The sequence below is a fragment of the Algoriphagus oliviformis genome (assembly GCF_017254915.1).
In the GTDB taxonomy this organism is placed as follows: Bacteria; Bacteroidota; Bacteroidia; order Cytophagales; family Cyclobacteriaceae; genus Algoriphagus; species Algoriphagus oliviformis.
Map to the genome: position 1 here is coordinate 551,197 of NZ_JAFKCT010000001.1, position 24,926 is coordinate 576,122.

At 50.7% G+C, this 24,926-nt stretch carries 25 protein-coding genes and 2 tRNA genes; 11 read left to right on the forward strand and 16 right to left on the reverse strand.

From position 1 onward, the window contains the following. Window positions 1-41: 41 nt before the first annotated feature. The 13 genes from J0A68_RS02305 to J0A68_RS02365 all read right to left on the reverse strand — a co-directional run bounded on the left by J0A68_RS02305 (window position 42) and on the right by J0A68_RS02365 (window position 14,084). Window positions 42-1,217 carry a thiolase family protein gene (locus J0A68_RS02305; protein WP_206576571.1) on the reverse strand — a complete coding sequence of 392 codons (1,176 nt, stop codon included), beginning with the start codon at window positions 1,215-1,217 and terminating at the stop codon, window positions 42-44. A 42-nt stretch (window positions 1,218-1,259) separates the two neighbouring features. After that, window positions 1,260-1,619 (reverse strand): four helix bundle protein, encoded by a 360-nt coding sequence (locus J0A68_RS02310; protein WP_206576572.1) that lies wholly within the window; start codon window positions 1,617-1,619, stop codon window positions 1,260-1,262. A 66-nt stretch (window positions 1,620-1,685) separates the two neighbouring features. Continuing rightward, window positions 1,686-4,091, reverse strand: coding sequence for a 3-hydroxyacyl-CoA dehydrogenase/enoyl-CoA hydratase family protein (locus tag J0A68_RS02315; RefSeq protein ID WP_206576573.1), 2,406 nt, complete (start codon window positions 4,089-4,091; stop codon window positions 1,686-1,688). 218 nt (window positions 4,092-4,309) lie between these two features. Next, window positions 4,310-4,771, reverse strand: coding sequence for a MarR family winged helix-turn-helix transcriptional regulator (locus J0A68_RS02320; RefSeq protein ID WP_206576574.1), 462 nt, complete (start codon window positions 4,769-4,771; stop codon window positions 4,310-4,312). Window positions 4,772-5,023: 252 nt separating this feature from the next. Then, window positions 5,024-6,772: an AMP-dependent synthetase/ligase gene (locus tag J0A68_RS02325; RefSeq protein ID WP_206576575.1), complete on the reverse strand. Its 1,749-nt coding sequence runs from the start codon at window positions 6,770-6,772 to the stop codon at window positions 5,024-5,026. A gap of 447 nt (window positions 6,773-7,219) precedes the next feature. Then, window positions 7,220-8,908 carry an Ig-like domain-containing domain gene (locus tag J0A68_RS02330; RefSeq protein WP_206576576.1) on the reverse strand — a complete coding sequence of 563 codons (1,689 nt, stop codon included), beginning with the start codon at window positions 8,906-8,908 and terminating at the stop codon, window positions 7,220-7,222. Then, entirely contained in the window at window positions 8,905-9,798 is an 894-nt protein-coding gene (locus tag J0A68_RS02335) for a class I SAM-dependent methyltransferase (RefSeq protein ID WP_206576577.1), read from the reverse strand. The genes J0A68_RS02330 and J0A68_RS02335 overlap by 4 nt, the downstream gene beginning before the upstream one ends. A gap of 1 nt (window position 9,799) precedes the next feature. Next, entirely contained in the window at window positions 9,800-11,665 is a 1,866-nt protein-coding gene (gene mnmG, locus J0A68_RS02340; protein ID WP_206576578.1) for a tRNA uridine-5-carboxymethylaminomethyl(34) synthesis enzyme MnmG, read from the reverse strand. A gap of 78 nt (window positions 11,666-11,743) precedes the next feature. Continuing rightward, the gene (gene ybeY / locus J0A68_RS02345) at window positions 11,744-12,169 is read right to left on the reverse strand and encodes an rRNA maturation RNase YbeY (RefSeq protein WP_206576579.1); all 426 of its coding nucleotides are present in this window, start codon (window positions 12,167-12,169) and stop codon (window positions 11,744-11,746) included. 2 nt (window positions 12,170-12,171) lie between these two features. Further along, window positions 12,172-12,573 carry an ATP-binding protein gene (locus J0A68_RS02350; RefSeq protein WP_206576580.1) on the reverse strand — a complete coding sequence of 134 codons (402 nt, stop codon included), beginning with the start codon at window positions 12,571-12,573 and terminating at the stop codon, window positions 12,172-12,174. A 39-nt stretch (window positions 12,574-12,612) separates the two neighbouring features. After that, complete coding sequence (locus J0A68_RS02355; protein WP_206576581.1) at window positions 12,613-13,374, reverse strand: exodeoxyribonuclease III; 762 nt, start codon at window positions 13,372-13,374, stop codon at window positions 12,613-12,615. Continuing rightward, window positions 13,375-13,734, reverse strand: coding sequence for a hypothetical protein (locus J0A68_RS02360; protein ID WP_206576582.1), 360 nt, complete (start codon window positions 13,732-13,734; stop codon window positions 13,375-13,377). A gap of 8 nt (window positions 13,735-13,742) precedes the next feature. After that, window positions 13,743-14,084, reverse strand: a complete 342-nt coding sequence (locus tag J0A68_RS02365; RefSeq protein WP_206576583.1) for a carboxymuconolactone decarboxylase family protein — start codon at window positions 14,082-14,084, stop codon at window positions 13,743-13,745. 80 nt (window positions 14,085-14,164) lie between these two features. Between J0A68_RS02365 and J0A68_RS02370 the strand changes: the two genes are divergently transcribed. The 6 genes from J0A68_RS02370 (at window position 14,165) to J0A68_RS02395 (ending at window position 17,860) form a co-directional block, all read left to right on the forward strand. Next, a complete protein-coding gene (locus tag J0A68_RS02370) occupies window positions 14,165-14,860 on the forward strand; it encodes a ComF family protein (protein ID WP_206576584.1) in 696 nt (231 codons plus the stop codon). A gap of 187 nt (window positions 14,861-15,047) precedes the next feature. After that, a complete protein-coding gene (locus J0A68_RS02375) occupies window positions 15,048-15,584 on the forward strand; it encodes a YfiT family bacillithiol transferase (protein WP_206576585.1) in 537 nt (178 codons plus the stop codon). Between the two features lie 16 nt (window positions 15,585-15,600). Next, window positions 15,601-16,359, forward strand: coding sequence for an SDR family NAD(P)-dependent oxidoreductase (locus tag J0A68_RS02380; protein ID WP_206576586.1), 759 nt, complete (start codon window positions 15,601-15,603; stop codon window positions 16,357-16,359). A gap of 25 nt (window positions 16,360-16,384) precedes the next feature. Next, the gene (locus J0A68_RS02385; protein ID WP_206576587.1) at window positions 16,385-16,969 is read left to right on the forward strand and encodes a hypothetical protein; all 585 of its coding nucleotides are present in this window, start codon (window positions 16,385-16,387) and stop codon (window positions 16,967-16,969) included. 1 nt (window position 16,970) lies between these two features. Continuing rightward, entirely contained in the window at window positions 16,971-17,429 is a 459-nt protein-coding gene (locus J0A68_RS02390) for a PaaI family thioesterase (RefSeq protein WP_206576588.1), read from the forward strand. Between the two features lie 23 nt (window positions 17,430-17,452). Beyond that, the gene (locus J0A68_RS02395; RefSeq protein WP_206576589.1) at window positions 17,453-17,860 is read left to right on the forward strand and encodes a hypothetical protein; all 408 of its coding nucleotides are present in this window, start codon (window positions 17,453-17,455) and stop codon (window positions 17,858-17,860) included. On the opposite strand, the gene J0A68_RS02400 is transcribed toward J0A68_RS02395, so the two are convergent. Further along, entirely contained in the window at window positions 17,857-18,390 is a 534-nt protein-coding gene (locus J0A68_RS02400) for an RNA methyltransferase (RefSeq protein ID WP_236021322.1), read from the reverse strand. The genes J0A68_RS02395 and J0A68_RS02400 overlap by 4 nt on opposite strands. 82 nt (window positions 18,391-18,472) lie before the next feature. On the opposite strand from J0A68_RS02400, the gene mutS reads away from it, so the two are divergent. The 4 genes from mutS to J0A68_RS02420 all read left to right on the forward strand — a co-directional run bounded on the left by mutS (window position 18,473) and on the right by J0A68_RS02420 (window position 22,310). Further along, window positions 18,473-21,076, forward strand: coding sequence for a DNA mismatch repair protein MutS (gene mutS / locus J0A68_RS02405; protein WP_206576590.1), 2,604 nt, complete (start codon window positions 18,473-18,475; stop codon window positions 21,074-21,076). Between the two features lie 57 nt (window positions 21,077-21,133). Further along, window positions 21,134-21,931 carry a LuxR C-terminal-related transcriptional regulator gene (locus J0A68_RS02410; RefSeq protein WP_206576591.1) on the forward strand — a complete coding sequence of 266 codons (798 nt, stop codon included), beginning with the start codon at window positions 21,134-21,136 and terminating at the stop codon, window positions 21,929-21,931. A gap of 140 nt (window positions 21,932-22,071) precedes the next feature. Then, window positions 22,072-22,147: transfer RNA gene (locus tag J0A68_RS02415), tRNA-Gly, on the forward strand. A gap of 79 nt (window positions 22,148-22,226) precedes the next feature. Next, window positions 22,227-22,310, forward strand: a tRNA-Leu gene (locus J0A68_RS02420). 288 nt (window positions 22,311-22,598) lie between these two features. Here J0A68_RS02420 and J0A68_RS02425 read toward each other — a convergent pair. Beyond that, complete coding sequence (locus J0A68_RS02425) at window positions 22,599-23,066, reverse strand: pyrophosphohydrolase domain-containing protein (protein WP_206576592.1); 468 nt, start codon at window positions 23,064-23,066, stop codon at window positions 22,599-22,601. 85 nt (window positions 23,067-23,151) lie between these two features. Next, window positions 23,152-23,910 (reverse strand): superoxide dismutase, encoded by a 759-nt coding sequence (locus J0A68_RS02430; protein ID WP_206576594.1) that lies wholly within the window; start codon window positions 23,908-23,910, stop codon window positions 23,152-23,154. A gap of 172 nt (window positions 23,911-24,082) precedes the next feature. On the opposite strand from J0A68_RS02430, the gene dapF reads away from it, so the two are divergent. After that, complete coding sequence (gene dapF, locus J0A68_RS02435; RefSeq protein WP_206576595.1) at window positions 24,083-24,856, forward strand: diaminopimelate epimerase; 774 nt, start codon at window positions 24,083-24,085, stop codon at window positions 24,854-24,856. Window positions 24,857-24,926 lie beyond the last annotated feature (70 nt).

The window sequence follows — 24,926 nt, forward strand, 5'->3', positions numbered from 1 at the left end:
GGATTTGGTCTTATTTCTAGCGTCTAGCGTCTTACTTCTTACTATTTCAGCAACTCATACACTCCGGCGACGCCCTGTCCGCCACCAACGCAGGCAGTGACGAGGCCATATTTCTTGTTTTGTCTCCTCAATTCATTGAAGATCTGTACGGAAAGCTTCGCTCCGGTACATCCCAGCGGGTGACCGAGTGCCACCGCTCCACCGTTGACGTTGACGATGTCCGGATTCATGTCCAGTGACTTCATCACGGCAAGGCCTTGGGCGGCGAAAGCTTCATTCAACTCGACCAAGTCGATGTCGTTTAGCGTGAGGCCTGCCTGCTTCAAAGCCTTCGGAACTGCCTCCCTCGGGCCAATACCCATGATTCGGGGATCTACGCCGGCTACGGAATAGGAAGCCAGTCTCGCTACGGGATCCAAGCCCAGCGATTTCATCAGCCGCTCGGACATCACGACCACGAAGGCCGCTCCGTCAGAGGTCTGGGAGGAGTTGCCGGCGGTCACTTGGCCGCCGTTTTTGAAGGCAGGCTTCAATCCAGCCAACACCTCCTGCGTGGTACCCGCTCGTGGCCCCTCATCGGTATCCACGACGAACTTTCGGGTTTTCTTTTTCCCCTTCTCGTCGAGGTAGGTTTCCTCGACTTCCACGGGGACGATTTCGTCCTTGAACTTGCCCGCAGCGATGGCCGCCAAGGCTTTCTCATGGGATCGGACGGAGAAGGCATCCGACTCCTCGCGGGTGATGCTGTATTCCTTGGCCAGCTCCTCGGCAGTCAAGCCCATGCTGATGTAGTAGGAGGGGTGCTCGGTGGCGATCTTGTAGTTGAGCACGGTCTTGTAGCCCATCATGGGTACCAAAGACATGGATTCCGTGCCGCCCGCGATGATGCAGTCGGCCATTCCCGCTTTGATTTTGCCTACAGCCAGGGCAATCGCCTCCAGACCAGATCCGCAGTATCGGTTGATGATAAAGCCGGGATTCTCGATTCCCAGCGCCAAAAGGGAGATCATCCGGCCCATCTGCATGCCTTGCTCGGCCTCGGGGACGGCGTTGCCGACGATGAGGTCGTCGACCATTTTGGTTTCCAAACCGGGTGTATTGGCCACCAGGTGTTTGATCACGTCTGCGGCCAAGTCATCCGGGCGGTAAAACCTAAACCCGCCTTTTTTTGCCTTTCCTACCGCTGATCTATATCCGTTGATTATGTATGCTTCCATGGTTGTTTTTAGTTGAGAGTATCTAGTATCGAGTAGCTGGTATCAAGACTTTGCCTCAATTGAGGTCTTTAAACCCATGATCATTCGCTGCACTTCAGTTAGATCCGATTCCATTTCTCTTGCAGTTTCAGAATCCAATATCCCGACTCGCTCTGAGATGATCATCTGTGTCTCCAGTTCAAAACTTTCTCCCAGACTGATCTCCAATGAGTTTACAAGCGACTTTCCGGAAGTTTTGGCACAGCCCTCGGCAATATTGGAGGGAATCGAGACTCCAGCTCTTCTCATCTGCGAAACCAAGCCGAACTTCTCCTCATTGGGAAAAAGCTTGGTCACAGAATAGATCTTCACTGCGAAGTCGACAGCTTTCTGCCATACTTTGAGTTCTTTGAAGTTGTGCATGATTAGATGGGTTTAAGATCTCTTGATACTTCGTACTAGCTACTTGATACTGTGTACTTTATACTTTTAATTTCTTAGCGGTTTTCCCTTAAACAGTATGCTGTGGATCCGCTCTAGGGTCTTTTTCTCCCCAGTCAAGCTCAAAAACGCCTCGCGCTCCAAGTCCAAAAGGTACTGTTCGCTCACCTCGGTAGGGGAGGAAAGATCACCTCCAGACATCACCCAGGCCAGCTTGCGGGCGATCTTCGCGTCATGCTCGGAGATATAGGCACCGTACTGCATGCCGGTGATCCCCGCTTCGAAGAGTGCCAGAGAGGCTTTGCCCTGCACCTTGATATCGGTCTGCTGCACAGGCTGGGTATATCCGGCATCGCTCAGGCTCAATACTTTCCCCTTGGCATCGGCCAATTGGCGCTTGCGGTTGAGGGAAATGCCGTCGCTCTTTCTCAGATAGCCCAATCCCCGAGCTTCCTCGGCGGAAGTGGAGACTTTGGCAGTGGCGATGTTCATGAAATATTCCTGCAGTCGGTTCAGCTCCACGTCTCCGCTGTGGATGGCGTTGGAGAATCGCAGCGTCATCTCCTTGGTGCCGCCACCAGCCGGGATCAGTCCGACGCCTACTTCCACCAAGCCCATGTAGAGCTCCGCATGCGCCTGGATATGGTCGGAGTGGAGCGAAAGCTCGCAACCGCCACCCAAGGCCATGTTGTGGGGTGCAAGGACCACCGGGATAGAAGAGTAGCGCGCCCGCATCATGGTGTTTTGGAACTGCGCAATCATCAGGTTGATCTCGTCAAAATCCTGATCACCGGCAAACATGAAGAGCATGGCCAAATTGGCTCCTGCGGAGAAATTGGCCCCTTCGTTGCCGATCACCAGCCCTTTGTAGGACTTTTCCGCCATGCCGATGGCCGTATTGATGCCCTCGATGACCTCCGCACCCATGGAATTCATCTTGGTGTGGAATTCCAAGCCAATCACGTCGTCACCCAAGTCGTAGACCGTGGAACCGGCATTGCCCCAGACTTTTTTGCCTGCGGACTTCAGCGTGTCCAGGATGATAAAATCCTTCGTTCCGGGGATTTCCTGATAGCTCTTGCTCGGAATGTCGTAGAAAAGCTTCTTGCCATTCTCGACCTTGTAGAAGGACTCGTTTCCGGCATCGAGCATTTCCCTTACCCAAGCTGCCGGAGCCTCGCCAGCGGCTTCCATTTTCTCCAGAGTCTCTTTCACGCCCAGCACATCCCAGGTCTCAAATGGCCCCAGCTCCCAACCGAAGCCCGCACAGACCGCCTGGTCGATGCGATAGAGCTCGTCGGAGATCTCGGGAATCCGATTGGAACAGTAGCGGAATAGATCGTAGAACGACGCGCGGTAAAACTCACCCGCCCGGTCGTCAAAGTTGACCAGAAACTTGATGCGCTTCTTCAGGTCTTCGATGTCCTTGGAAGCCTCCAAAGCTTTGAATTTGGGCTTTTCTACGTCTTTGTATTCAAACGTCTTCAGGTCTAGCTCCTTCAGCTCTTTCGTCCCGTCCTTGTGGCGGATCATCTTGAAGTAGCCTTGGCCGGTCTTGTCACCAAACCATTTGTTGTTGTAAAGCACCTCGACGATATGCGGAAGCTTGAACTTGTCCCGGGATTCGTCGTGGGGAAGGGCTTTGTAGAGGTTGTTGGCCACATTGACAGTGGTGTCGAGTCCGACCACGTCCATGGTACGGAAGGTCGCCGACTTGGCGCGTCCGATCACCGGGCCGGTGAGCTTATCCACTTCGGAGACGCTCAGCCCCATTTTCTCGATGGCATGCATGCCCGAGATGATGGCATAGACGCCGATTCTATTGGCGATGAAAGCCGGAGTGTCTTTGCAGAGCACGGTTTCCTTTCCGAGAAAGCGGTCGCCGTATTCCATCAGGAAGTCGATGATCTCAGGCTTGGTCTTCGGCCCGGGGATGATCTCTAGCAATCTGAGATATCTGGGCGGGTTGAAAAAGTGCGTCCCGGCAAAGTTGGCCTGAAAGTCCTCGCTGCGGCCTTCGCACATCATGTGCATGGGAATGCCGGAGGTATTGGACGTGATCAGCGTACCTGGCTTTCGGTACTTTTCCACTTTTTCATAAAGCGACTGCTTGATGTCGAGCCGCTCCACCACGACCTCCATCACCCAGTCGTAGTCTTTGATCTTGGGCAGGTCGTCGTCAAAATTTCCCGTGGTGATCTGGCTTGCAAAAGCCTTGTCGTAGATCGGGGACGGGTTGGACTTGAGGGTACTTTGCAGGGCGGTGTTCACCACCCGGTTGCGCACGGCGGGATGCTCTTTGGTCAGTCCTTTTTTCTGCTCCTCTTCCGAGAGCTCAAAAGGGACAATGTCCAGCAAAAGTACCTGCACGCCGATGTTGGCGAAGTGGCAGGCAATGCGCGAACCCATCACCCCTGAACCCAAAATGGCTACTTTCTTAATGGTTCTGTTCATTGTGTTATGTTTTGTCAGGCCGGAGCCTGAGGGCTATTGTTTTACATCATTATACGCAATCTTACCAGTAAGCGAATTTGCTTCTTCAATCTGGTCGGAAGACCCCGACACGTCGGGCAGGCGATGACCGAAGACCGAAGTAGGGCAAAGCCCCAATTTTAGCGTTCTTTCGGATTGTCGCGGCTGCCTAATGGCATAAGAGTGGATAATCATATTGTTTATAATTCGAATACCGGTTTGTTGATCTCGTTGCCGTTGACCTGGTCGATGACCAGTTGGATCTTTTCAAATACGCCAAAAAAGGTCTCCAGTTCCTTTTCACTGACAACCTCTCGGATCTGCTCGTTGAAGTCCATGATGGTTTTCACCGAGCGTTCCTTTTTTTCCTTGCCCTCTTCGGTGAGAAAAATCCTCACGGAGCGCTTGTCTTGGGGGTCGGCCTTCTTGTAGATTAGGCCTTTTTCCTCCATAGTCTTCAGCATGCGGGTGAGGCTGCGGGTCTCCAGGCCGATCAGGGGGGCGATTTTGGTCGCCGGAGTGCCATCCTTGGAGTGGATATTGATCAGGACAAAGCCGATGGCGGTGGTGAAGCCCTCTTCTGCTGCCTGCTGGTTGTACATGCGGGAGATGGCATGCCAGGCACTCTTGATGTGGTAGTCAACGGTCTCTTCTCTTTTCATGGGTACAAAAAGCTGAATTTGGGCAGACCTAATTTAGGATATATTTTGTATGCATGCATACTATTTTCAAAAAAGTTATGCATGCATCACAAATTATCGACTGTGATTTCGCAGGTTGATAAAATAAAAAGCCGAAAAACTATCTTCTCCCACGTATAATCAGAATAAAAACAGTCAAAAAATCAATATTCCAATAACTAATTCTGAGATTATCCTTTTGTCAACAAATCAAAAGCACAAAAAGGCAGGGACTTAGCCTTGGTAGATGCCTTCGATCTCCTTGGAAAACTTGCCTGAAATCACTTTTCGCTTCAGCTTCATGGTAGGAGTGAGCTCGCCTGACTCGATTCCCCAAGGGCGATCCAAAAGTCTGAAGCGCTTCACCTGCTCCCAGCGCGCAAAATATTTGTTGAGCTGATCGATCTCGGACTGGTATTTGTCGACGATTTCCGGCTTTTGCACCATCTCTTCATCACTGGAATAGGGGATTTCCTTGCGGCGGCAGTAGTCACGCAGACCTTCGAAGTTGGGTACTACCAAGGCCGCCGGATAGTTTTTCCCATCTCCCACGACCATCAGCTGCTCGATCAGGGGAGACTCCTTGAATTTGTTTTCCATGACCTGCGGAGCGATGTACTTCCCGCCCGAGGTTTTGAACATTTCCTTTTTGCGGTCGGTGATCCGGAGGTAATCTCCCTCCAGCTCCCCGATGTCTCCGGTGTGAAACCAGCCGTTTTGGAGTACCTCTGCCGTCCTTTCGGGGTCTCTGTAGTATCCTGACATCACATTGGGACCTTTGACGAGGATCTCGCCGTCTGAGGCGATTTTGACCTGCACGTCCTTCATCACCTTACCGACATAGCCGATGCGGATGCCATCGAGGCTTCCGATGGATGCCGACACCACCGGCGAAGTCTCCGTCAGGCCATAGCCTTCGCAGACGCGGATGCCGGCCGCCCAAAAGACGCGCGCCAAGCGTGGCTGCAGCGCCGAAGCGCCTGAGTTGATCTGCATGATGTTGCCACCGAGAGCCTCTCTCCACTTCGAAAAGATGAGTTTGTTGGCGATCTTCAGCTGAAAATCGTACCATTTGCCCATATCCCGGGAGGGATCGTAGGCCAAGCCCAGATTCAGGGCCCAAAAGAACAGGCTTTTCTTCAGTCCGCTCAGTTCGTAGCCCTTCGCCACGATCTTGTCGTAGACTTTTTCCAACAGGCGCGGAACCGTGTTGAAGACGTGCGGCTGTACCTCCTTGAGATTTTCACCGATCTTCTCCATGCTCTCCGCATAGTACACCGAAAATCCGAGGTAGATAAAGCAAAAGGAACCTGTGCGCTCATAGATGTGGCAGAGTGGCAAAAAGCTCAGTGCCGTGGAAACTCCCGCAGGCGGCGTCATGCGATCGGCTACGGCCAGCACGTTGGACAGGATGTTGGCATGGGTGAGCATCACGCCTTTTGGTCGGCCGGTAGTGCCGGAAGTGTAGATGATCGTGAATAGGTCGCCTGCCTTGATTTTGGCTTTGCTTTCTTCCAACTTGGCAAGATCGCCCGATTCTCCCAGTTGGGCTAAGGTTTGCCAGCTTTCTACCCCGACCAAGTCGTCAAAGGAAAAAATCTTCCGATCGCCGGCCACTTCGGCGGCCTTCGCATAAATGGTCTGATCGCCGACAAAAATCAGCTTCACTTCGGCATGGTCGAAAATATAGGCGTAGTCCTCCGTGGTAATGGTCGGATACATCGGCACGGAGACCGCACCAATCTGTTGCAGTGCAAAATCGACGAAATTCCATTCAGGCCGGTTTTCCGAAACGATGGCCACCTTGTCCCCAGCGGAAATCCCAGAAGCCAAAAGTCCCAAGCTCAGGTTGTCGACTATTTCCTTTAGGTCTTTGGAAGAGTAGGTTTTCCAGCTTCCATTCTCTTTTTTGGCGAAAGCCACTTCTTTGTTGTAATGGGAAATCTGGTAGGGAATCAGGTCAAAGAGCCGGTCGAGATCCATTGGTCATTTGGGTTTCACTATTTTAATATTACCCAATCCAAAACTGAATCACAAAAGCTATCCACAGAATCCACCGGGTAATAACTCTATTATCTTATTTATTTAAATAAAAACTATTAAGGTTATTAAGGCTGTGGATTTGTTGATAATCCCCTGCGGAAATGTTGGCCACATCCTCTATACCCGAAAAGCAACTGTCTTGACATGTTATCAACCGTTTGTCCACTTGCTTGCTACTGGGAGTCTGTGACTTATCCGGAAAGGCTGTTTTTGGTGGATTACTTGCGTTGACATCGATGTGGCTAAATTGCCTGTGGAAACCTTTGAAACGCTGTGTGGATATCGGGGCAGTTTTCCCCGGCAGTTTTTTTTCGGGGATGGAATTTCTCCGCTTTGTTGATTTCTATGATTTTATCCAAAGTTGTTCGGGAAGTTATCTACAGCTATTCAGGGCTTTTCCACAGCCGAATTTTCGGTTTTCGGGAGGCCAGTGGGTGGAGAAGCTTGGATATTTTGATCCTGTAGCGACCAGCCGCTGCGGATGACTAGGTTGGGCTGGCCCTCGGCGTTGGAGAAATAAAAGACCCGTTCTGCCAGTCTTCGCTCGGTAAAGTTGGAAGGATCCCAGCGCTTGTTGCCGTTTAGGTCTTCTATCACGCGTATCTTGAATGTGCCTGGCTCGACCATTTTGAAGGAAAAGGTAGTTGAGCTGTCCAAGAATTGTTCATGAGCGAGCTCATTTTTGGAGTTCACCAGCTGTACTATAAAGGGTGGCTGTGCACCGGTGATCGCCCCGGAGATCTCGTCTGCGAGGCCTTCCCGTTTTAGTTTTCGGTAATTGGCGGTCAGCGAGGTCTCATTGATTTGGTTTTCCACGTCCGTGAAGGTGGAGTCTGCGGCTTTAACGGTGAATATTTCCTGGCTCAGCGAGTCTGGTACGGAGAACCGAATATGGAGAATGTCCCGGCGCGAGGAGTCGGGTAGCGACATCATTTCTCTAGTAATGGGGATAACAGAGGCCGTATCGTAAGCGATGTAGAGCGAATCCGTATTGACGGATTTAAGAGGTTTGTTGAATTTGAGCTCGGCTTCGAGGTTTTGGAAGAAGTTCTTGCCTGAGTTGGCAGAGACAGTAAGCTTTTCCGGTGTTCGTTCGGACTCGGGAAACTTAGCCCAGATCAAAGAGTCTTTGCTGAAACCGACAGAATCCGACAGCGTCACTTGGAAGGGGATGCTGTCACTTTGAGCTTCGTCGGAGTATATTCGGATGCGGGTGTCGTTGCTGGTGTAGAAATACCTGTTACCGAGCTGTTCGTTTTCCAGTTTGGTACTGACAGCTGGCCTGCTGAGGACGATGTCATAGTTTTGGCCGAAGGTGGCTGAGCGCAGAATGCGGATCGGTGTGATGTCTGCCTTGGACAAATTGAATGTTAGGCCGGGGATGTTTTCGTTGAGGTGAAGTGTATCCAGGACGAAGTCATAGTCTTCCGATTTGTGCTCTGCTTTTAGCGTCCCGTTGGCATCCTTCCAGGCATAAGCCATGTATTTGCCGTTTTTGATGTTGGTGATGGTGAAGTTTCCCGCAGTGTCCACTTGGCTGAGGTAGTAGGGCTGTGCGGTGAGTACGTCCGTGGTATCGCCGACTGGATAGATGCCTACCAATACGTCTTTGAAGTCGGTTTTCGAGGCAGGAAAGTAGAAGTTTACCTTACCGGAGAGGCTTAGACTGTCGATGGAGTTTCCTGTGGAAAAGACGATTTTAAGGTTCTCTGCTGGATTTTCTTCGGAAATATCGACTACTGATTTTTGAAAGTCAAAGACATACGTGGTGCTGTCCTCCAGCTCTTGGTTGAGCTTCACGGTGACGACGTTTTTTAGCGCGGTGAATTCGACCTCGTCTTTGTTGATCCTCGGCGTGATCACGATTCCCTTGGATGGGTTTTCCAGTTTGACGTACTCGTCAAAAGTCAGTGTGATGGTCTCTGGCTTGGTGTTTAGGCTTTGATCGGTCGGATTGGCTTGTTGGAGTATGGGTGGATCCTCGTCCCTTGGTCCACCGGTAGGGGTACTTTGCTTGGCACAGGATGCCAGTAGTATAATGGAAAGCCCGTAAAACAGTAGTCTTAGTTTTTTCACTTCTTTTGGAAAACGAAAATGTTGCTGGAAAATTGACCAGGTGTTTTTGCAGCCCGGTTGGAAAGGAGGCCCGCTCGGAGTGCTTTGGTGTATTTCGAAAGCAGGCCTGAGTTTTTGTCCATATACCCTTCTGAAAGCAAGGAGACATAGAAGCTGTCAAACTTCATGGGTTTGGTTTCTTGCAATTCCAAACCAAACTCTTCTTGGAACTTTTGCATCGATTCCTGGCTGAAATGGTATAGGTGTCTGGGCACATCCCATCCCGCCCAGAATTTGCCATATTTTCGCCCATCCCAGCTTTGGTGGTTTGGTACAGCTATTACTATATAACCTTCTGAATTTAAGTGTTTTATGATCTTTTTTACCGTTTTTCTCAGATCGTGAATATGCTCTAGCACATGGTAAAGCGTAATGACGTCGAAACGGGCGCTTTTCTTCAATTCGTCAATGGAGGGCTTGATCTTTTTGTTGAGCTTTTCACTCGCCAGTGTCCTTGCTTTTTCATTGGGTTCTACGCCAGCGACCTTCCAGCCATGCTGTTTGGCAGTGTTTAGGAACTCGCCGGTACCGCAGCCATAGTCCAGTAGGCTTCCTTTAGAAACTAACTGCTCTATGGAGGTTACCTTTTTGGAGATGTTGTAGTTTCGGACTTTTTGGTAGATCCACTGGGTAATGTTCTTCGCCTTGTCTTCGTGAGAGTAGTACTCAGGAAAATTGTAGTAAGGCCCGATGGTCTCTTGGGTTGGCCGTGGATTGGTAAAGAGAAGTTGGCAATTGGAGCATTTGCAGAGAATGAAGGACTCCCGGCTGACCGCATGGTCTGTGATCTCTGTATGGTTAAGAAAAAGCCCACTTTTGCAGAGTGGGCATTTACTGAGTCGTTCTATCATGTTATCGTCCCAAATAGACCGTTAAGATAGACAAATCGGCTGGTGAAACACCGCTGATGCGTGAAGCTTGGCCGAGCGTTTCCGGTCGGATTTTGTTCAGCTTTTGACGTCCCTCATTGGAGAGTGCGGTAATGGACAGGTAGTCGAAGCGGACAGGGATCTTGAAGTTTTCCATGTTGGAAAGCTTTTCCACCATTTGTTGCTCTTTTTCGATGTAGCTGTCATACTTGATCTGGATCTCGGCTTGCTCTTGGACTTCTTTCGGATATTTTGCCAGGGTTTGGCTGAGATCTGGATCTATGGCCATCAGTTCCGCTACGCCGATCTGTGGTCGCTTGAGCAGTTTTTCGGCATTGGTTTTTTCCTGGATAGTCGCTGTGCCGATGGCCTGTAAGCCTTCATTGATTGCCTCTGGGCTTACTTTTTTTTGCTTTAGCTCGTTGATCAGTCCGGCTGTAGCAGACTTTTTGTCGAGCATTTTCTGGTATCGCTCGTCAGATGCTAGCCCTACATCATGGCCGAGTTTGGTCAGACGGAGGTCGGCGTTGTCTTGACGAAGCAACAATCGGAACTCCGCTCTGGAGGTAAACATGCGGTAGGGTTCCTCGGTGCCTTTGTTGATCAGGTCATCAACCAATACGCCTATGTAGGCATCGGATCTCTTCAGTACGAACGGGTCTTTTTCCTGGACTTTGAGGCTCGCATTCATTCCCGCAATCAGACCTTGCGAGGCAGCTTCTTCATATCCGGTGGTACCGTTGATCTGTCCTGCGAAAAAGAGGTTTTCAATCAGATGCGTTTCAAGGGTCAGTTTGAGCTGGGTCGGCGGGAAAAAGTCGTATTCAATGGCATAGCCAGGACGGAACATTTTGGCATTTTCAAAGCCAGGAATCAGTCTCAATGCCTTGTACTGCACATCTTCCGGTAGCGAGGTAGAAAATCCGTTTACGTAGATTTCCACGGTGTTCCATCCTTCCGGTTCTACAAAGATTTGGTGCCTTTCCCGCTCGGCGAAACGGTTGATTTTGTCCTCTATACTTGGACAATACCTTGGCCCTAGGCCTTGAATGCGTCCATTGAACATGGGCGAGCGGTCAAAACCGGTCTCCAAAGACTGGTGTACTTCCTTGTTGGTATAGGTGATCCAGCAGCTTCTTTGGGTTTCCAAGGGTGCTGTGGAATCCATGTAGGAGAATTTTTCAGGCTTTTCATCGCCAAACTGCTCCTCCATTTTGGAATAGTCCAAGCTTCTTCCGTCCACCCTTGGTGGCGTACCGGTTTTCATCCTGCCAGCTTCAAAGCCGAGTTGAACCAATTGCTCTGTAATTCCTTTTGCCGCCGACTCTCCTGTCCTACCTCCGCCAAATTGCTTTTCACCGATATGGATTACGCCGTTCAGGAAGGTTCCGTTGGTAAGGACGACTGCTTTTGATGGGATTTCTATTCCAATACCGGTTTTTACACCGCATACACGTCCATCTTTGACCAGGAGGCCGGAAATCATTTCCTGCCAGAAATCGACGTTGGGTGTATTTTCCAATGCAAGCCGCCACTCTTCGGCGAACCGCATCCGGTCGTTTTGGGTGCGTGGTGACCACATGGCCGGGCCTTTGGAGCGGTTAAGCATCCGGAATTGGATCATCGACTTGTCAGAGATGATCCCTGACATCCCTCCCAGTGCGTCGATTTCGCGGACGATCTGTCCCTTTGCTACCCCGCCCATTGCCGGATTGCAGGACATCTGGGCGATGGTATTCATGTTCATGGTACACAAGAGGACTTTGGATCCCATTGTGGCGGCGGCATGAGCGGCTTCGCAGCCTGCGTGCCCCGCTCCTACTACAATGACGTCGTACGTTGGAAACATGGTAATTGGTGTTGTGTTCCACGTGAAACAGTTACTGAGCGGGTGCTAGTGTCGTTGCTCATGTTCCACGTGGAACAGTTAAATATTCTCGTATAATTTGATGGCGAGTTCCTCTTGGGATCTCATTGCGGCAGACTGTTCCTTGGATTTGTCTTTATAGCCCATCAGGTGGAAGAGTCCGTGACTGATCACTCTGCTGAGTTCTGAGGCTTCATCTTGTCCATGCTTCGTTGCGTTTTCCCTTACACGGTCAATGCTGATGAAGATGTCCCCTTCTAGTTGCTTTTCCTCCTCTGAATTGTCAAAGGTGATGATGTCCGTGTAGGTGTCGTGATCCAAGTACTCGACGTTGATGTCGTATAGGTATTCATCGGAGCAAAAGATGTAATTGAGCTCCCCTATCTTGAAATCCTCGGACTTGGCTAGTTGTTTTAGCCAGGCTTTTCTTCGGTTTTTCTCCGGCAGACTGAATTTGATCGCTTCGGAAAAGAAATTGATCGCCATGCCTATTCCATGTAAAAAGAAAGGACTGTTTTCTTTCCGCCCTCTTCAAACTTTACATCGTCGCTGAGATGGCGGATAAGGAAAATTCCCCTTCCTCCCGGTTTTTCGATGTTTTCAGGCGCCGTCGGATCTTGAAGCTCCTGCAGGTCGAAACCCTCGCCTTCGTCCTCAATGATGAACTTGAGCTGGTCTTCTTCCATCATCAGCTCTAGGTGGACGAGTTTGTTTTTGTCGCTTCTGTTTCCGTGAAGAATGGCATTGCTGATGCACTCAGTCACGGAGATCATGATATTCCCATAGATGTCATCGTTAATCTCAAATTTATCTTTTGCGTTGTCGATAAAGCTTTCGATGACCTTGATGTTCTCTATCAGGGAAGGGATTGAAATTTTAATGGACTTCATCTGGGAAATATTCTATGATTCAGTTCTTGTTGATTTTTCTTACGCGATTTCCAGCTTGATGGGGCAATGGTCGGAATGGATAACGTCTGGCAAAATTACGGCACTTTTCAGTCTGTTTTGCAATTCATTGGTAGCCATGTGATAATCTATGCGCCAGCCGAGATTTTTGGCCCTCGAATTGGCTCGGTAGCTCCACCAGCTGTAGTGGTGCGGATCGGGATTGAAGTGGCGAAAGCTGTCTATAAATCCAGACTCCGTAAACTTGTCCATCCAGGCTCGCTCCTCAGGCAAGAATCCCGAAGTGTTTTTGTTGGCGACGGGATTGTGGATGTCTATAGCCTTATGGCAGATGTTGTAGTCTCCGCTCAGGATGAGGTTTTGGTTTTCCCTTCTCATATCCTGCATGTAGCCAAAGATGTCATCGAGAAAACCGTACTTGAATTTTTGGCGGATGTCCCCGGTCGTACCCGATGGAAAGTAGGAAGAGATGAAGGAAAAATCCCCAAAATCTGCCTGGATCATTCTCCCCTCGTCGTCATACCGATCTAGGCCCATCCCATATTTGACGGATTTCGGTTTGACTTTGGAGAAAATAGCCACACCGCTGTAGCCCTTTTTGACGGCTGGGTACCAATACAGATGATAGCCCAGATCCTGGAAAATGGACGCATCCACGTCCTTTTCCTGAGCCTTGATTTCCTGAAGGCCGATGACATCAGGGTTTTCGTCTTTCAGCCATTGCACAAAGCCTTTGTTGATGGCTGCCCGAATTCCGTTGACGTTATAGGAGATCAGTTTCATTCAGATTTCTATTTCGTATTCTTTTTCAAAATACTCCAATACATGGAGTTTAAGGAGTTTTTCCTGAGCAAGAAGGTCAAAATGCGGCAATTCTTTCACCAGATTCCAGTGCGGCCATCCGTCTTGGTCTACGAAATCCAACTCATAAAAGCCCGCATAGCTGAGCACCTTGCAGATGGCAATATGCATGAGATCTTGCTTTTGCTCCTTGGAGAACGCACGGGTTCCTTTGCCGAGCTCCTGCACGCCTATTAGAAAGAGAACGCCATTCAGGTCGTTTGGTTTTTTGCCAATGGTCTCCTTCAGGCCGTCCAGCAGTTTGGACCAGCGCTTTTCCAGGTCTAGATCTCGCTTAAACATATCTTAACTTACTGATTTTCAAGTTCTTCCCAGTATTCCACGGCTCTACGGAGGTGGGGGATCACAATAGAACCGCCGATCACCATGGCAATCGAAAACACCTCAAAGATTTCCTCCTTTTTCAGTCCCGCCTCATGGCTTTTCCCCAAGTGGTACTTGATGCAGTCGTCGCAGCGCAGTACCATGGAGCAGGCCAAGCCGATCATTTCCTTGGTCTTGATATCCAACTCGCCTTCAGCGTAAGTGTTGGTGTCCAAGTTGAAAAACCGCTTGATGACCTTGTTGTCCTCAGCCAGGATTTTTTCGTTCATCTTGGCTCTGTAGGCGTTGAATTCCTCTATCAGATTCATTAACTTAAGGATTAATACTTTATAAAAGGCAAATATACGGCATATTCGACCCTGAGGGCTAACAACAGAACTTTTTACTGATGCGTTTACTTTTTCTGCAAGATTTTTTGGATCTCATTTTTCCCAGAAACTGTCCCCAGTGTGGACGTGCACTGTTTGACTTTGAGCCCTGCCTCTGCACGGTATGCCAGGGAACGCTCCCTGTGGCCAATTTTCACCTCAGGCCTTTTGACAATGAGCTGACCTCCAAGATCCGAGGTCTGATGCCAGTTCACAGAGCTATGGCTTTTCTGAGGTTTACCAAAAAGGGAAAAAGCCAAAAGCTGCTCCACCAGCTCAAGTATCGTCACATGCCGGAAATAGGCGTTGAAATGGGCCGGCTTTTTGGCCAGTCTCTTGACAAAGAGGGTTTTAGATCCGAGTGGGATGTGATCGTGCCTGTACCCCTACATCCGCTGAAGCAGAAGCGAAGGGGATTCAACCAAAGTGAGGAATTCGCCAAAGGACTGGCTAAATCACTGGATATCAGTATGAACAGTCTTTTGGATCGAAGAAAGTTCACCGAAACCCAGACCAAAAAGAGTAGGCTTCAGCGTCTGGAGAATGTGGAAGAAGTCTTTGAGCTGAAAAAGGGAGAAGCAATCCAGGGACTCAGGATCCTGCTCGTGGATGACGTGATTACGACCGGAGCGACGCTCTGCGCCTGCGCCAATGTGCTTTTGGACTGTGGGGCAAAACATGTAGATTTGGCTACCATCGCCGCCGGTGGCCAATAGATTTACTGTATATACGCTTTTCTGCCAGTCAGCGAATTTTCAATAACAATCGGGCTGGAAGACCGATGACCCCGACCCGTCGGGCAGGCGAAGACCGATGTAGCGTTTTCGACATGGTTTCCCGCTTCTAATACTAGTCTAAGGTTATTACTGGCAAAGTAGCGTATATCAAAAATAGACTTTTACCATGGATATAGATATCGAACTGCTGAAGTACCCCATCGGCAAATTTAAAGCGCCGGAAAACATCACTGAAAGCTTGATCCAAGAGGCTGTCGCCACGATCAAGGCCTTTCCTGCCCATCTTTTCACCGCGGTCAGCCCCTTGTCCCTCGCCCAGCTGGACACCCCCTACCGACCTGGTGGCTGGACTGTCCGTCAGCTGGTCCATCACTGCGCCGATAGCCACATGAATGCCTTTGTCCGCTTCAAGCTGGCGCTGACCGAGCAAAATCCTACCATCAAGCCCTACGAAGAAGCGGAATGGGCAAAACTGGCTGACTCCCAGCTTCCCATTGAGCCTTCGCTGGCTATACTCAAAGCCACCCACCTGAAGTGGGGCGTAGTCCTGGACGCTATGGGAAAGGAGGACTTTGACAAAACCTATTTCCATCCCGAGAAGCAGCGAAGCCAGGATCTGGGCGAAATCACGCTCATGTATGCCTGGCACTCCACCCATCACCTGTCCCACGTCCAGTCTTTGGTCTTAAGGGAAAAGTGGTGAGAAGACTCCCTTTTCTATGAATATCTCGCTAAAAAACCAGAGGATTTTGGTCACAGGCGCCTCCCGGGGCATTGGGAGGGCGATCGCCAGACAGCTCTCTGACTCGGGCGCAGAGGTGATCATCCACTTCAATTCCAACAAGGCCGAGGCCGAAAGCTTGCTGAGTGAGCTGAAAAACACCGCCCATTTGGAATCCTGCGACCTCTCCCATCCTGAACAAGTGATCGGCTTTGTCCCAGGACTGGTGGAAAAATACGGCCCGCTGACAGGCTTGGTCAACAATGCCGGAATCGCCCTTTCCGCGCCGGATTCGATGCTTTCGACGGAATGGCTTCAGGTTTGGGAGAAAACCATGGCGGTAAACGCGACGGCAGTTGGGATTTTGTCCAAGGAGTTTATCGAGCAAGCGAAAAGCCAAGAAAACGGGAGGATTGTGACGATCTCTTCGCGGGCGGCATTTCGTGGAGATACGCCCGATTATTTGGCCTACGCCGCCTCCAAAGGGGCGCTGGTCAGCCTGACTCGATCTATTGCCCGACACTACGGCAAGCAGGGTATCAAGGCTTTCCTCATCGCTCCCGGGTTTACCCGCACGGACATGGCAAACGAGATTTTGGCAGAATACGGGGAGGATTTCGCGCTGAAGGATATCGCACTCAACGAGCTGACGCGCCCAGAGGACATTGCTCCCATGGTGACGCTGCTCTGCTCGGGTCTGGCGGATCATGCGACGGGCACTTCCATAGATATGAATGCGGGCTCCTATGTGAGGTAAAGTCTAGCACTTTGATCAAAAATAAATGGCAGGACGTGATTCCATACTGACTCCGGAACTGGTCAAGGTCCTCAAAATCTTCATTTTTTCGGCCTTGGCGTTGGTTTTGGTCCTTTCATTTTTCAATGAGTATCGTGCTGACAATACCGGTGAAGACCGCAGTTTCAAAGTCGCCGACTCAGATCGCATCTATTTTCAGAATGTGCGGGCGATCAACTACGAGCGGGAAATCAGGCGGGATGCCGGTATGACGCTCTTTCGCCATCGAAACCGGCTGGAAACGGACACCAGACCCACGCTGGACCTGGTGATTCTCCTAAACCCGAGCAAAGACGAAGCCTACGTTTATTTTGAGCTTGCAAATGCCGATTGGCCGGTTCGGATCCAAACGAGCCTGTCCGGAAACCAAGAGATTTTTGATTTTGCCAATGGCAACAACCACGCGCACTTGGAGCTGTTCAAAAAGTTGCTACCGGCCATAAAGGGAGATGCGGAATTTAAACTCATCGTAGGGGAAAAATCTTTTCCGCTTTGGGCGGGTGAGGAAGAAAAAGAGGCTCTGAAAACCATCGCCGAAGACTATCTTCGGCTTTTGGCGAAAACCAACTAACATGGAAAACACTGCAAACCAACTATTGGAACTATTTAAGAGTCAGATCGGAAAAACACTCAACAAGACTCCCTCGGCAGCAGGCAATTGGCTTGGAGGCAAACTGCTCCACGTGGATAGCCATCATATCCAGGTTTCCTATGTCGTGAGGGCCGATATGTGCAATCCTGGTCGAATCCTCCATGGAGGCGTGGCCTCCCTGATGCTGGACGAGGTGATCGGGTTGGGCAATTTTATCGCTGGATCGGAATATCTGATGACCAGCATCAACCTGAATGTGGATTTCCTCTCCGCTGCGCAAATCGGAGAAACCCTGGAAGTCGGCGCGAAGCTCGTCCGCTCGGGGTCAAACCTGAATCACTGGGAAGCAGTCATCCGAAAGGACTCGGGAAAAATCGTCGCCAAAGCCAGCTCCAACCTGATCAAGACCCATGTCAAGCTTAGTGAATTAGGTTTTTAATTAAAGTATGGTAAATTCGCAAAATGAGAAATCACCTTTTGATTGCTTGTTTTGCGCTATTTTCTATAGCTGCCTATTCACAGACTACTGTAGCTTTTCACCAAAGCAACCTGCCTTTTGTCGGAGTCAATCATCAGTTCGGCGAAAAGTTTATTCCTGAATTGAGGATAGGAACAGATCAGTATTTTGAAGATTTGTCTGCCGAAATTGCTGCAAACTATATGTTGAAAAGAACAGATCGGTATGAGTTTTATGCTGGTGTGGGAGGGCGTGTTGGAAATTTCTCTGGCGTAGTGGTTCCTGTCGGTTTAAATATTTATCCCTTTGAGCAAAAAGACTTCGGTTTCCAAATGGAAGCAGCTGGAATAGTTGGAGAATCCAGTATTCTGCGAGGCTCATTTGGCATTAGGTACCGTTTTAGCAAAGACTAAAACTGCTCCAGCTTCACCATCAGGTCCCACACGGCGATCCCCAGCGACACGGAGATATTGAGCGAATGCTTGGTTCCCAGTTGGGGGATTTCCAGGACTTGGTCGCAGGCTTTGAGCACGTCCTCTTCCACTCCGAAAACCTCGTTTCCGAAGATCAGGGCATATTTTCCCCCTTTTTCCGGGGTAAATTCATTGAGCATGGTGGAGTTTTCGACCTGCTCCAGTGCGCAAAGCCGATAGCCACTGGATTTGAGTTTTTCGACTGCAATGCCGGTATTGAGACAGTATTCCCATTCCACGGATTCGGTGGCACCGAGGGCGGTTTTTTGGATGTCGCGATGGGGAGGCGTGCCGGTGATGCCGCAGAGGTAGATTTTGGCTATGCGAAAGGCATCCGCGGTACGAAAAGCCGAGCCGACATTGTTTAGGCTTCGTACGTTGTCCAGGACCAGGACGATGGGGGATTTCTCGGTTTCCTTGAATTCCCCGACCGAAATCCGGTCCAATTCCTCCATGCTTAATTTCTTCATCGTTTTTGATCTCCTTGGCTAATCGCCTATTTTCAGGCCTGATTTTGAAGTCCAAAAGTAACACAAATCCCTTTTTCACCCCATGAGTAGATCCAAAGATGGTCAGGAAACGCCCCTGATGAAGCAATACAATGCCATCAAGGCCAAGCATCCCGGAGCTTTGTTGCTCTTTCGCGTGGGGGATTTTTACGAGACTTTTGGCGAGGATGCCGTCGTGGCGAGCAAGGTGCTGGACATCGTGCTCACCAAGCGCGCCAACGGATCCGCTTCGCACATCGAGTTGGCGGGTTTTCCCCACCATTCCCTGGACAACTACCTTCCGAAGCTCGTTCGGGCGGGAAACCGCGTGGCCATCTGCGACCAGCTGGAAGACCCCAAATCGGTCAAAGGCATCGTCAAGCGCGGCGTCACCGAGCTGGTGACACCCGGTCTCTCCTACAACGACCAGGTGCTGGACACCCGAAAAAACAACTTTTTGGCGGCTATCCATTTTGGCAAGGAAAAGCACGGAATCGCCTTTTTGGACGTGTCTACGGGGGAATTTATGTGTGCGGAGGGCAATGCGGCCTACCTGGACAAGCTTTTGCAAAGCTTTGCCCCTTCGGAAATCATCTTTTCCAAAGCCGCCAAAAGCACCGCCGCTGAGCTGATCAAAAACGACTTCATCACCTTCCATTGCGAGGATTGGGTTTTCCAGTACGATTTCACTTACGAAAAGCTGAAAAACCACTTTGGCACAGCCAACCTCAAGGGTTTTGGCATCGAAGATCTTCCCGCTGGTATCGTCGCAGCTGGGGCGATTCTATACTATCTGGAGGAAACCGAGCACAGGGAAGTCCAGCACATTGCGGCGATTTCGAGGATTGCCGAGGAGAAATACGTTTGGCTGGACAAGTTTACCATCCGAAACCTGGAGCTGGTTTTTCCCCAGCACGAGGGTGGCGTGCCCCTGATCCAGATTTTGGATCAGACTGTGACACCGATGGGCTCCAGAATGATGAAAAAGTGGATGGTGCTGCCCCTGAAGGAAAAGCAGCCCATCGAGGAGCGGCAAAATGTGGTCGAGTTTTTCTTCCAAAACTCCGCCCTCTTGGATCAAATACTTCCCCAATTGCGGCACGTTGGGGACTTGGAGCGACTCATTTCCAAAGTCGTGGTGGGCCGCGCCAATCCCCGTGAGATGAACCAGATCAAGCGGGCGCTGAAAGCCACCTTGCCGATCAAGGAACTCCTCAAAGAACAGAAAAATCCCACGCTCAAGCGCCTGTCTGACCAGATCCATCCCTGCGAGTTTTTGCTCGAAAAGATCGAAAACGAGCTACAGGAAGATGCGCCCATGCTGGTGCACCAAGGGGGCGTGATCAAGGACGGAGTGGATCCTGAGCTGGACGAATACCGAGGCCTGGCCAATAAGGGCAAGGATTTCCTCGTGCAGATTCAGCAGCGTGAAATCCAGCAAACGGGAATCTCCTCGCTGAAAATCTCCTACAACAAGGTCTTCGGCTACTACTTGGAAGTCACCCATGCCCACAAGGACAAGGTGCCCCAGGAATGGATCCGCAAGCAGACGCTCGTGAATGCCGAGCGCTACATCACGCCAGAGCTCAAGGACTACGAGGAAAAAATCCTCCATGCCGAGGAGCGCATGATAGCCTTGGAGCAAAAGTATTTCATCGCCTTGGTGCAGGAGGCAGCACAGTTCGTCACTCAGATCCAGCAAAATGCCCGTGTACTCGGGACGCTGGATGCCTTGATCTCCTTTGCCCAAGTGGCACTGAGCAATGGCTACTGCCGTCCAAAAGTCTCCGAAACGGAAACCTTGGAAATCAAAGATGGGCGCCATCCGGTGATCGAGAAACAGCTCCCTCCCGGGGAGCACTACGTGCCGAATGACATCTACCTCGACCACGACAGCCAGCAGATCATCATCATCACCGGGCCCAACATGGCCGGTAAGTCGGCGTTGCTGCGGCAGACGGCGCTGATCGTGCTGATGGCCCAAATGGGCAGCTTTGTGCCGGCGTCTTTTGCCCGGGTAGGGATCATCGACAAAGTGTTCACCCGCGTGGGCGCTTCGGACAACCTGTCCAAGGGCGAATCCACCTTCATGGTGGAGATGACCGAGACGGCCAGCATCCTCAACAATCTCTCGGATCGAAGCCTCGTGCTGATGGACGAGATCGGGCGCGGTACCTCGACCTATGACGGGATCTCGATAGCCTGGTCCATCGTGGAGTTTTTGCACAGCCATCCGACCTTCAAGGCCAAGACGCTTTTTGCCACCCACTATCATGAGCTCAATCAGCTCGCGGAGGATTTTCCCCGCATCAAAAACTTCAACGTGGCCGTCAAAGAAGTCGGCAACAAGGTGATCTTCATGCGCAAGCTAAAAGAAGGCGGCAGCGAGCACAGCTTTGGTATCCACGTCGCCCAGATGGCGGGCATGCCCAATCCGGTCGTCTTGCGTGCTGCGGAGATCATGGGACATCTGGAAAAAGACAAGGCAGTGACTGAGAAGAAGGAAAGCATGAAATCCATCCCCAAAAACAATTTCCAACTCAGTCTGTTTGAGATGGATCCGAAATTTACCCAAGCCAAAGAGCTTTTGGACCAGATCGATATCAACTCCATCTCACCGATCGAGGCGCTATTAAAACTTCACGAGATAAAAAAGAAATTGGATTGATTCGGTGTTTCTCCTATCTTAACTACGATTTAGTTAAAACTAGGGCGTTGTTTTTACATGGATAGGGTATTACTCAGGGACCTGAAGAAGCAGGATAAGTATACCAAGTTTTTTAAGCAGTGGAAGGAGCAGGAGTTCCAGGGTCACATCGACGAGCAGAAGCTCAAGATGGAGCTGGAAGCTCTTGGAAAATCCATAGGGATGAAGGAAGGCCTGGTTTTGGCCTGTTTCGACTATCGGAATCTGAACCTGGCTTTTTTCACGGGAAACGTGGAAGAATTGACCGGCTACCCGGAGGCGATGTTTCGCAATCAGGGGATGGAGACTTCCATGGCAATGATCCATCCTGACGACAGGCCTGAGCTTTTTCGCTTTCAGCAGATCGTATTTGAGGTGTTTCACAATCTTTCCCTACCCGAGCGCCACACCTTTGAGTTTTCCTACACGACCCGCTGGGTGCACCGCAGCACCAAGGAGATAATCTGGATGACTTCCAAAGTGCGGCCCTATGTGATCGACGAAGCGGGCAATTTCATCATGGACCTGCATATAATCGTGCAGCTGTCCGCTCCGCCCAAGTCCAAGGGTTATGACTGGAACTATACCTTTACAAGTGACGGAGGAGCCAAAATCTTCGTCAGCAAAAACTCCCCCGTCGACCGCGCAGTCAAGCTGACCAGCAAGGAGCGGCAAATCGTGGAATACATGCTGGAAGGCAAGGAATCCAAGGAGATCGGCGAGATCCTGGCGATCTCGATCAATACCGTGGCGACCCACCGAAAGAACATCCTGAGAAAGCTAGGGGCGAGAAATGTGGTGGAGATGGTCAAAATCCTCGCATCCTACGATTTTTGAAAAGTTCTGAAAATCAGTCTGTAGGGTGTTTTTCGACGAAAGTGTTGAAAAATTTATTTGGGTGAGGCTTGTAAAATTACATTTGGGGCTTACCTTTGCATCCACAATTCGCCCAGAACACGTCTGGAGAATCAAAATAAGCGAGAGTAGCTCAGTTGGTAGAGCACGACCTTGCCAAGGTCGGGGTCGCGAGTTCGAATCTCGTCTCTCGCTCCAAAAAAGCCCTTGCAAAAGGGCTTTTTTATTTTCCGGTCAATCCTATTTTGGGATGCAGGGCTCTACGGAGGTAGAGTAAGCCGGGATGGTGGAATAGGTAGACACGCAAGACTTAAAATCTTGTGGGGGAAACCCCGTACGGGTTCGATTCCCGTTCCTGGTACAGAAGCCTCGCCTCGATAGCCATCGGGGCGGGGCTTTTTTGCTTTTCTGCCTTTTCCAATAAAAAACCCGCTGTATGCAGCGGGTTTTCATTCAAATTATAGAAATAGCTTATAGGATTATCTGCTTTTGCGCCAATAGGTGGCCTAGCCTATCCGAAAGAACGCTAAACTTTAGGCTTTGCCCTGCTTCGGTCTTCCGTCATCGGTATCCCCTCCTGCCTGAGCAGGCTAGCCCGGATGAAGTAGCAGATTCGCTCACTTGCAAGATTGCGTATGGACGTAATAGCTTATTTTTCCACTATCCCCTTCAGATCGGCGGGCGAGTAGTTGACGGACTTCAGGGTCTTGCGGTCGCCCTCCCGGAATACCAGAAATAGCTCGCCTTCTTTTTCGTAAAAACAGGCCGTGCCTTTGGCCTGATAGTGGGCCACGGTGGCTTTGGCTTCCTCTTCGGTCTCGCAGGCTTTGCTCATGTTGGAGCGCTGCACTTCGTCAAAGAGGGCTTTGAACTTTTCCCCCAGCCCAAATTCCAAAATGGCTCCCGAAAGCACGTACTGCAGGTCGCAGAGCGCATCGGCGATTTCCACGATGTCCTTGTTTTTGATCCCTTCCTCGAGTTCTTTCAGCTCCTCGGCCAAAAGCGAAACGCGGAGATTGCACCTGCTTTCGGAGGGGATGGTCGGCTCAGGCAGAACGGGATGCTTAAACGTCTCGTGAAACAAGGCGACGGAAGTAAGGGACTTGGGATCTTGCATGGGAAAAGAAATTCTGATTTTGGGCCGAAAATAAACCAAAAAGACCGGAATCTCCGGCCTTTTGTGGGTTGATTTGAAAGGGTGCTTAGACCAATGCCGCAGCGTAGCGCTCTGAGACGGTGTTCCAATTGACCACATTCCAGAAGGCGGTCACGTACTCAGGACGGCGGTTTTGGTAGTGCAGGTAGTAGGCGTGCTCCCACACGTCCAGTCCGAGCAGTGGGGTTCCCTTGAATTCGGAAATATCCATCAGCGGGTTGTCCTGGTTTGGCGTAGAGCCGACGGCCAGCTTTTTGTCGGCACCGACTACCAGCCAAGCCCAGCCCGAGCCAAACCGGGTCTTTGCGGCCTCGTCAAACTTGCTGACGAACTCCTCGAAGCTTCCGAAAGAGGAATCGATGGCGGCTGCGAGCTCGCCCGTAGGCTTGCCTCCAGCGTTTGGTCCCATCACTTTCCAAAACAGTTCGTGATTGTAGTGTCCCCCGCCGTTGTTTCTCATTTTGGTGGAGTATTTGGATACCTCGGCGAGCACGTCTTCGAGGGGTTTGTTGGTGTCTACGGTCTCTTCGCTGATCGCGTCGCCCAGGTTTTTGGCGTAGCCTGCGGCATGCTTGGTGTAGTGGATCTCCATGGTCTGCGCATCGATGTGCGGCTCCAGAGCTGCGAAATCAAAAGCGAGTGGAGTTTGGGTAAAGCTGGTGGCCAAAATGGCTTTCTCGTCGCCTTTCACCTCGCCGGAGCAGGCGCTTAAAATGCCCGTGCCGACCAAGCCTACTGCCAGGCTCGCCTTGGAGGTGTTGGATAAAAATTCCCTTCTTGATAATCCGTTTTCAAGACTTTTCATGGTGTTGGTTCTTTGGTTTACGTTTCCGTTCAATTTTTGAAATTAGCCAATCCGACTCGGATTAAAAATTGATAATCAGACATTCCGTCCGAATTCCTGACAACTTGGTTATGTTTGCAGTTCAATCGGCTCTTGGAGAAGTTTTTGCCAAGAGAAGGGAAAATAGTTGGGAATGGAAATCAATTTCTATAAATACCAGGGTACGGGCAATGACTTTGTGATGGTGGACAACCGTGACCGAAGCCTTGATCTGAGCAACCTGGATTTGGTCAGGAGACTCTGCGACCGCAAGTTTGGCGTCGGGTCGGATGGACTGATCGCGATCCAAAACCATCGGGATTACGACTTTGAGATGGTTTATTTCAATGCTGACGGAAGTCAGAGCATGTGTGGCAACGGTGCGAGATGCGCGGTTGCCTTTTCGGCTTTTCTGGGAATCATCGAGGGCAAGACCCACTTTCTGGCGATCGATGGGCCGCATGAGGCGATTTTGTCGGGAGGCCAGGTGGAGCTGCTGATGGGCGACGTGGCCGGTATCGAGGAGAAGTCCGGCGACTTTTTCGTCAACACGGGCTCGCCGCACCATGTCCGCTTTGTGGAGCAGGTGGCGGAGTATCCGGTCTTTGACGAGGGAAAAGCCATCCGCTACGACGCAGGCTACGCTCCCGGCGGCACCAACGTGAATTTTGTCCAGGCCCAGGCAGACGACAGGATATTTGTCCGCACCTATGAGCGTGGGGTGGAAAACGAGACCCTTTCCTGCGGCACTGGAGTCACGGCGGCAGCGCTGGTATTCGGCCTGCGGCAGGGGCAAAGTAGGGTGAAAATCAACACACTCGGCGGTGACCTGTCCGTGAAATTTGCCTCCAATCCCGATGGCAGTTTCAGCAAAATTTGGCTCATAGGGCCAGCTGAGCAGGTTTTCTCCGGGAAAATAACGATCTGAATTCTCCCTTTTCGGCAAGCTTGCCGGAGGGGAATCCATTACCAATTCTAACAAAAACGGCTTACTTTTA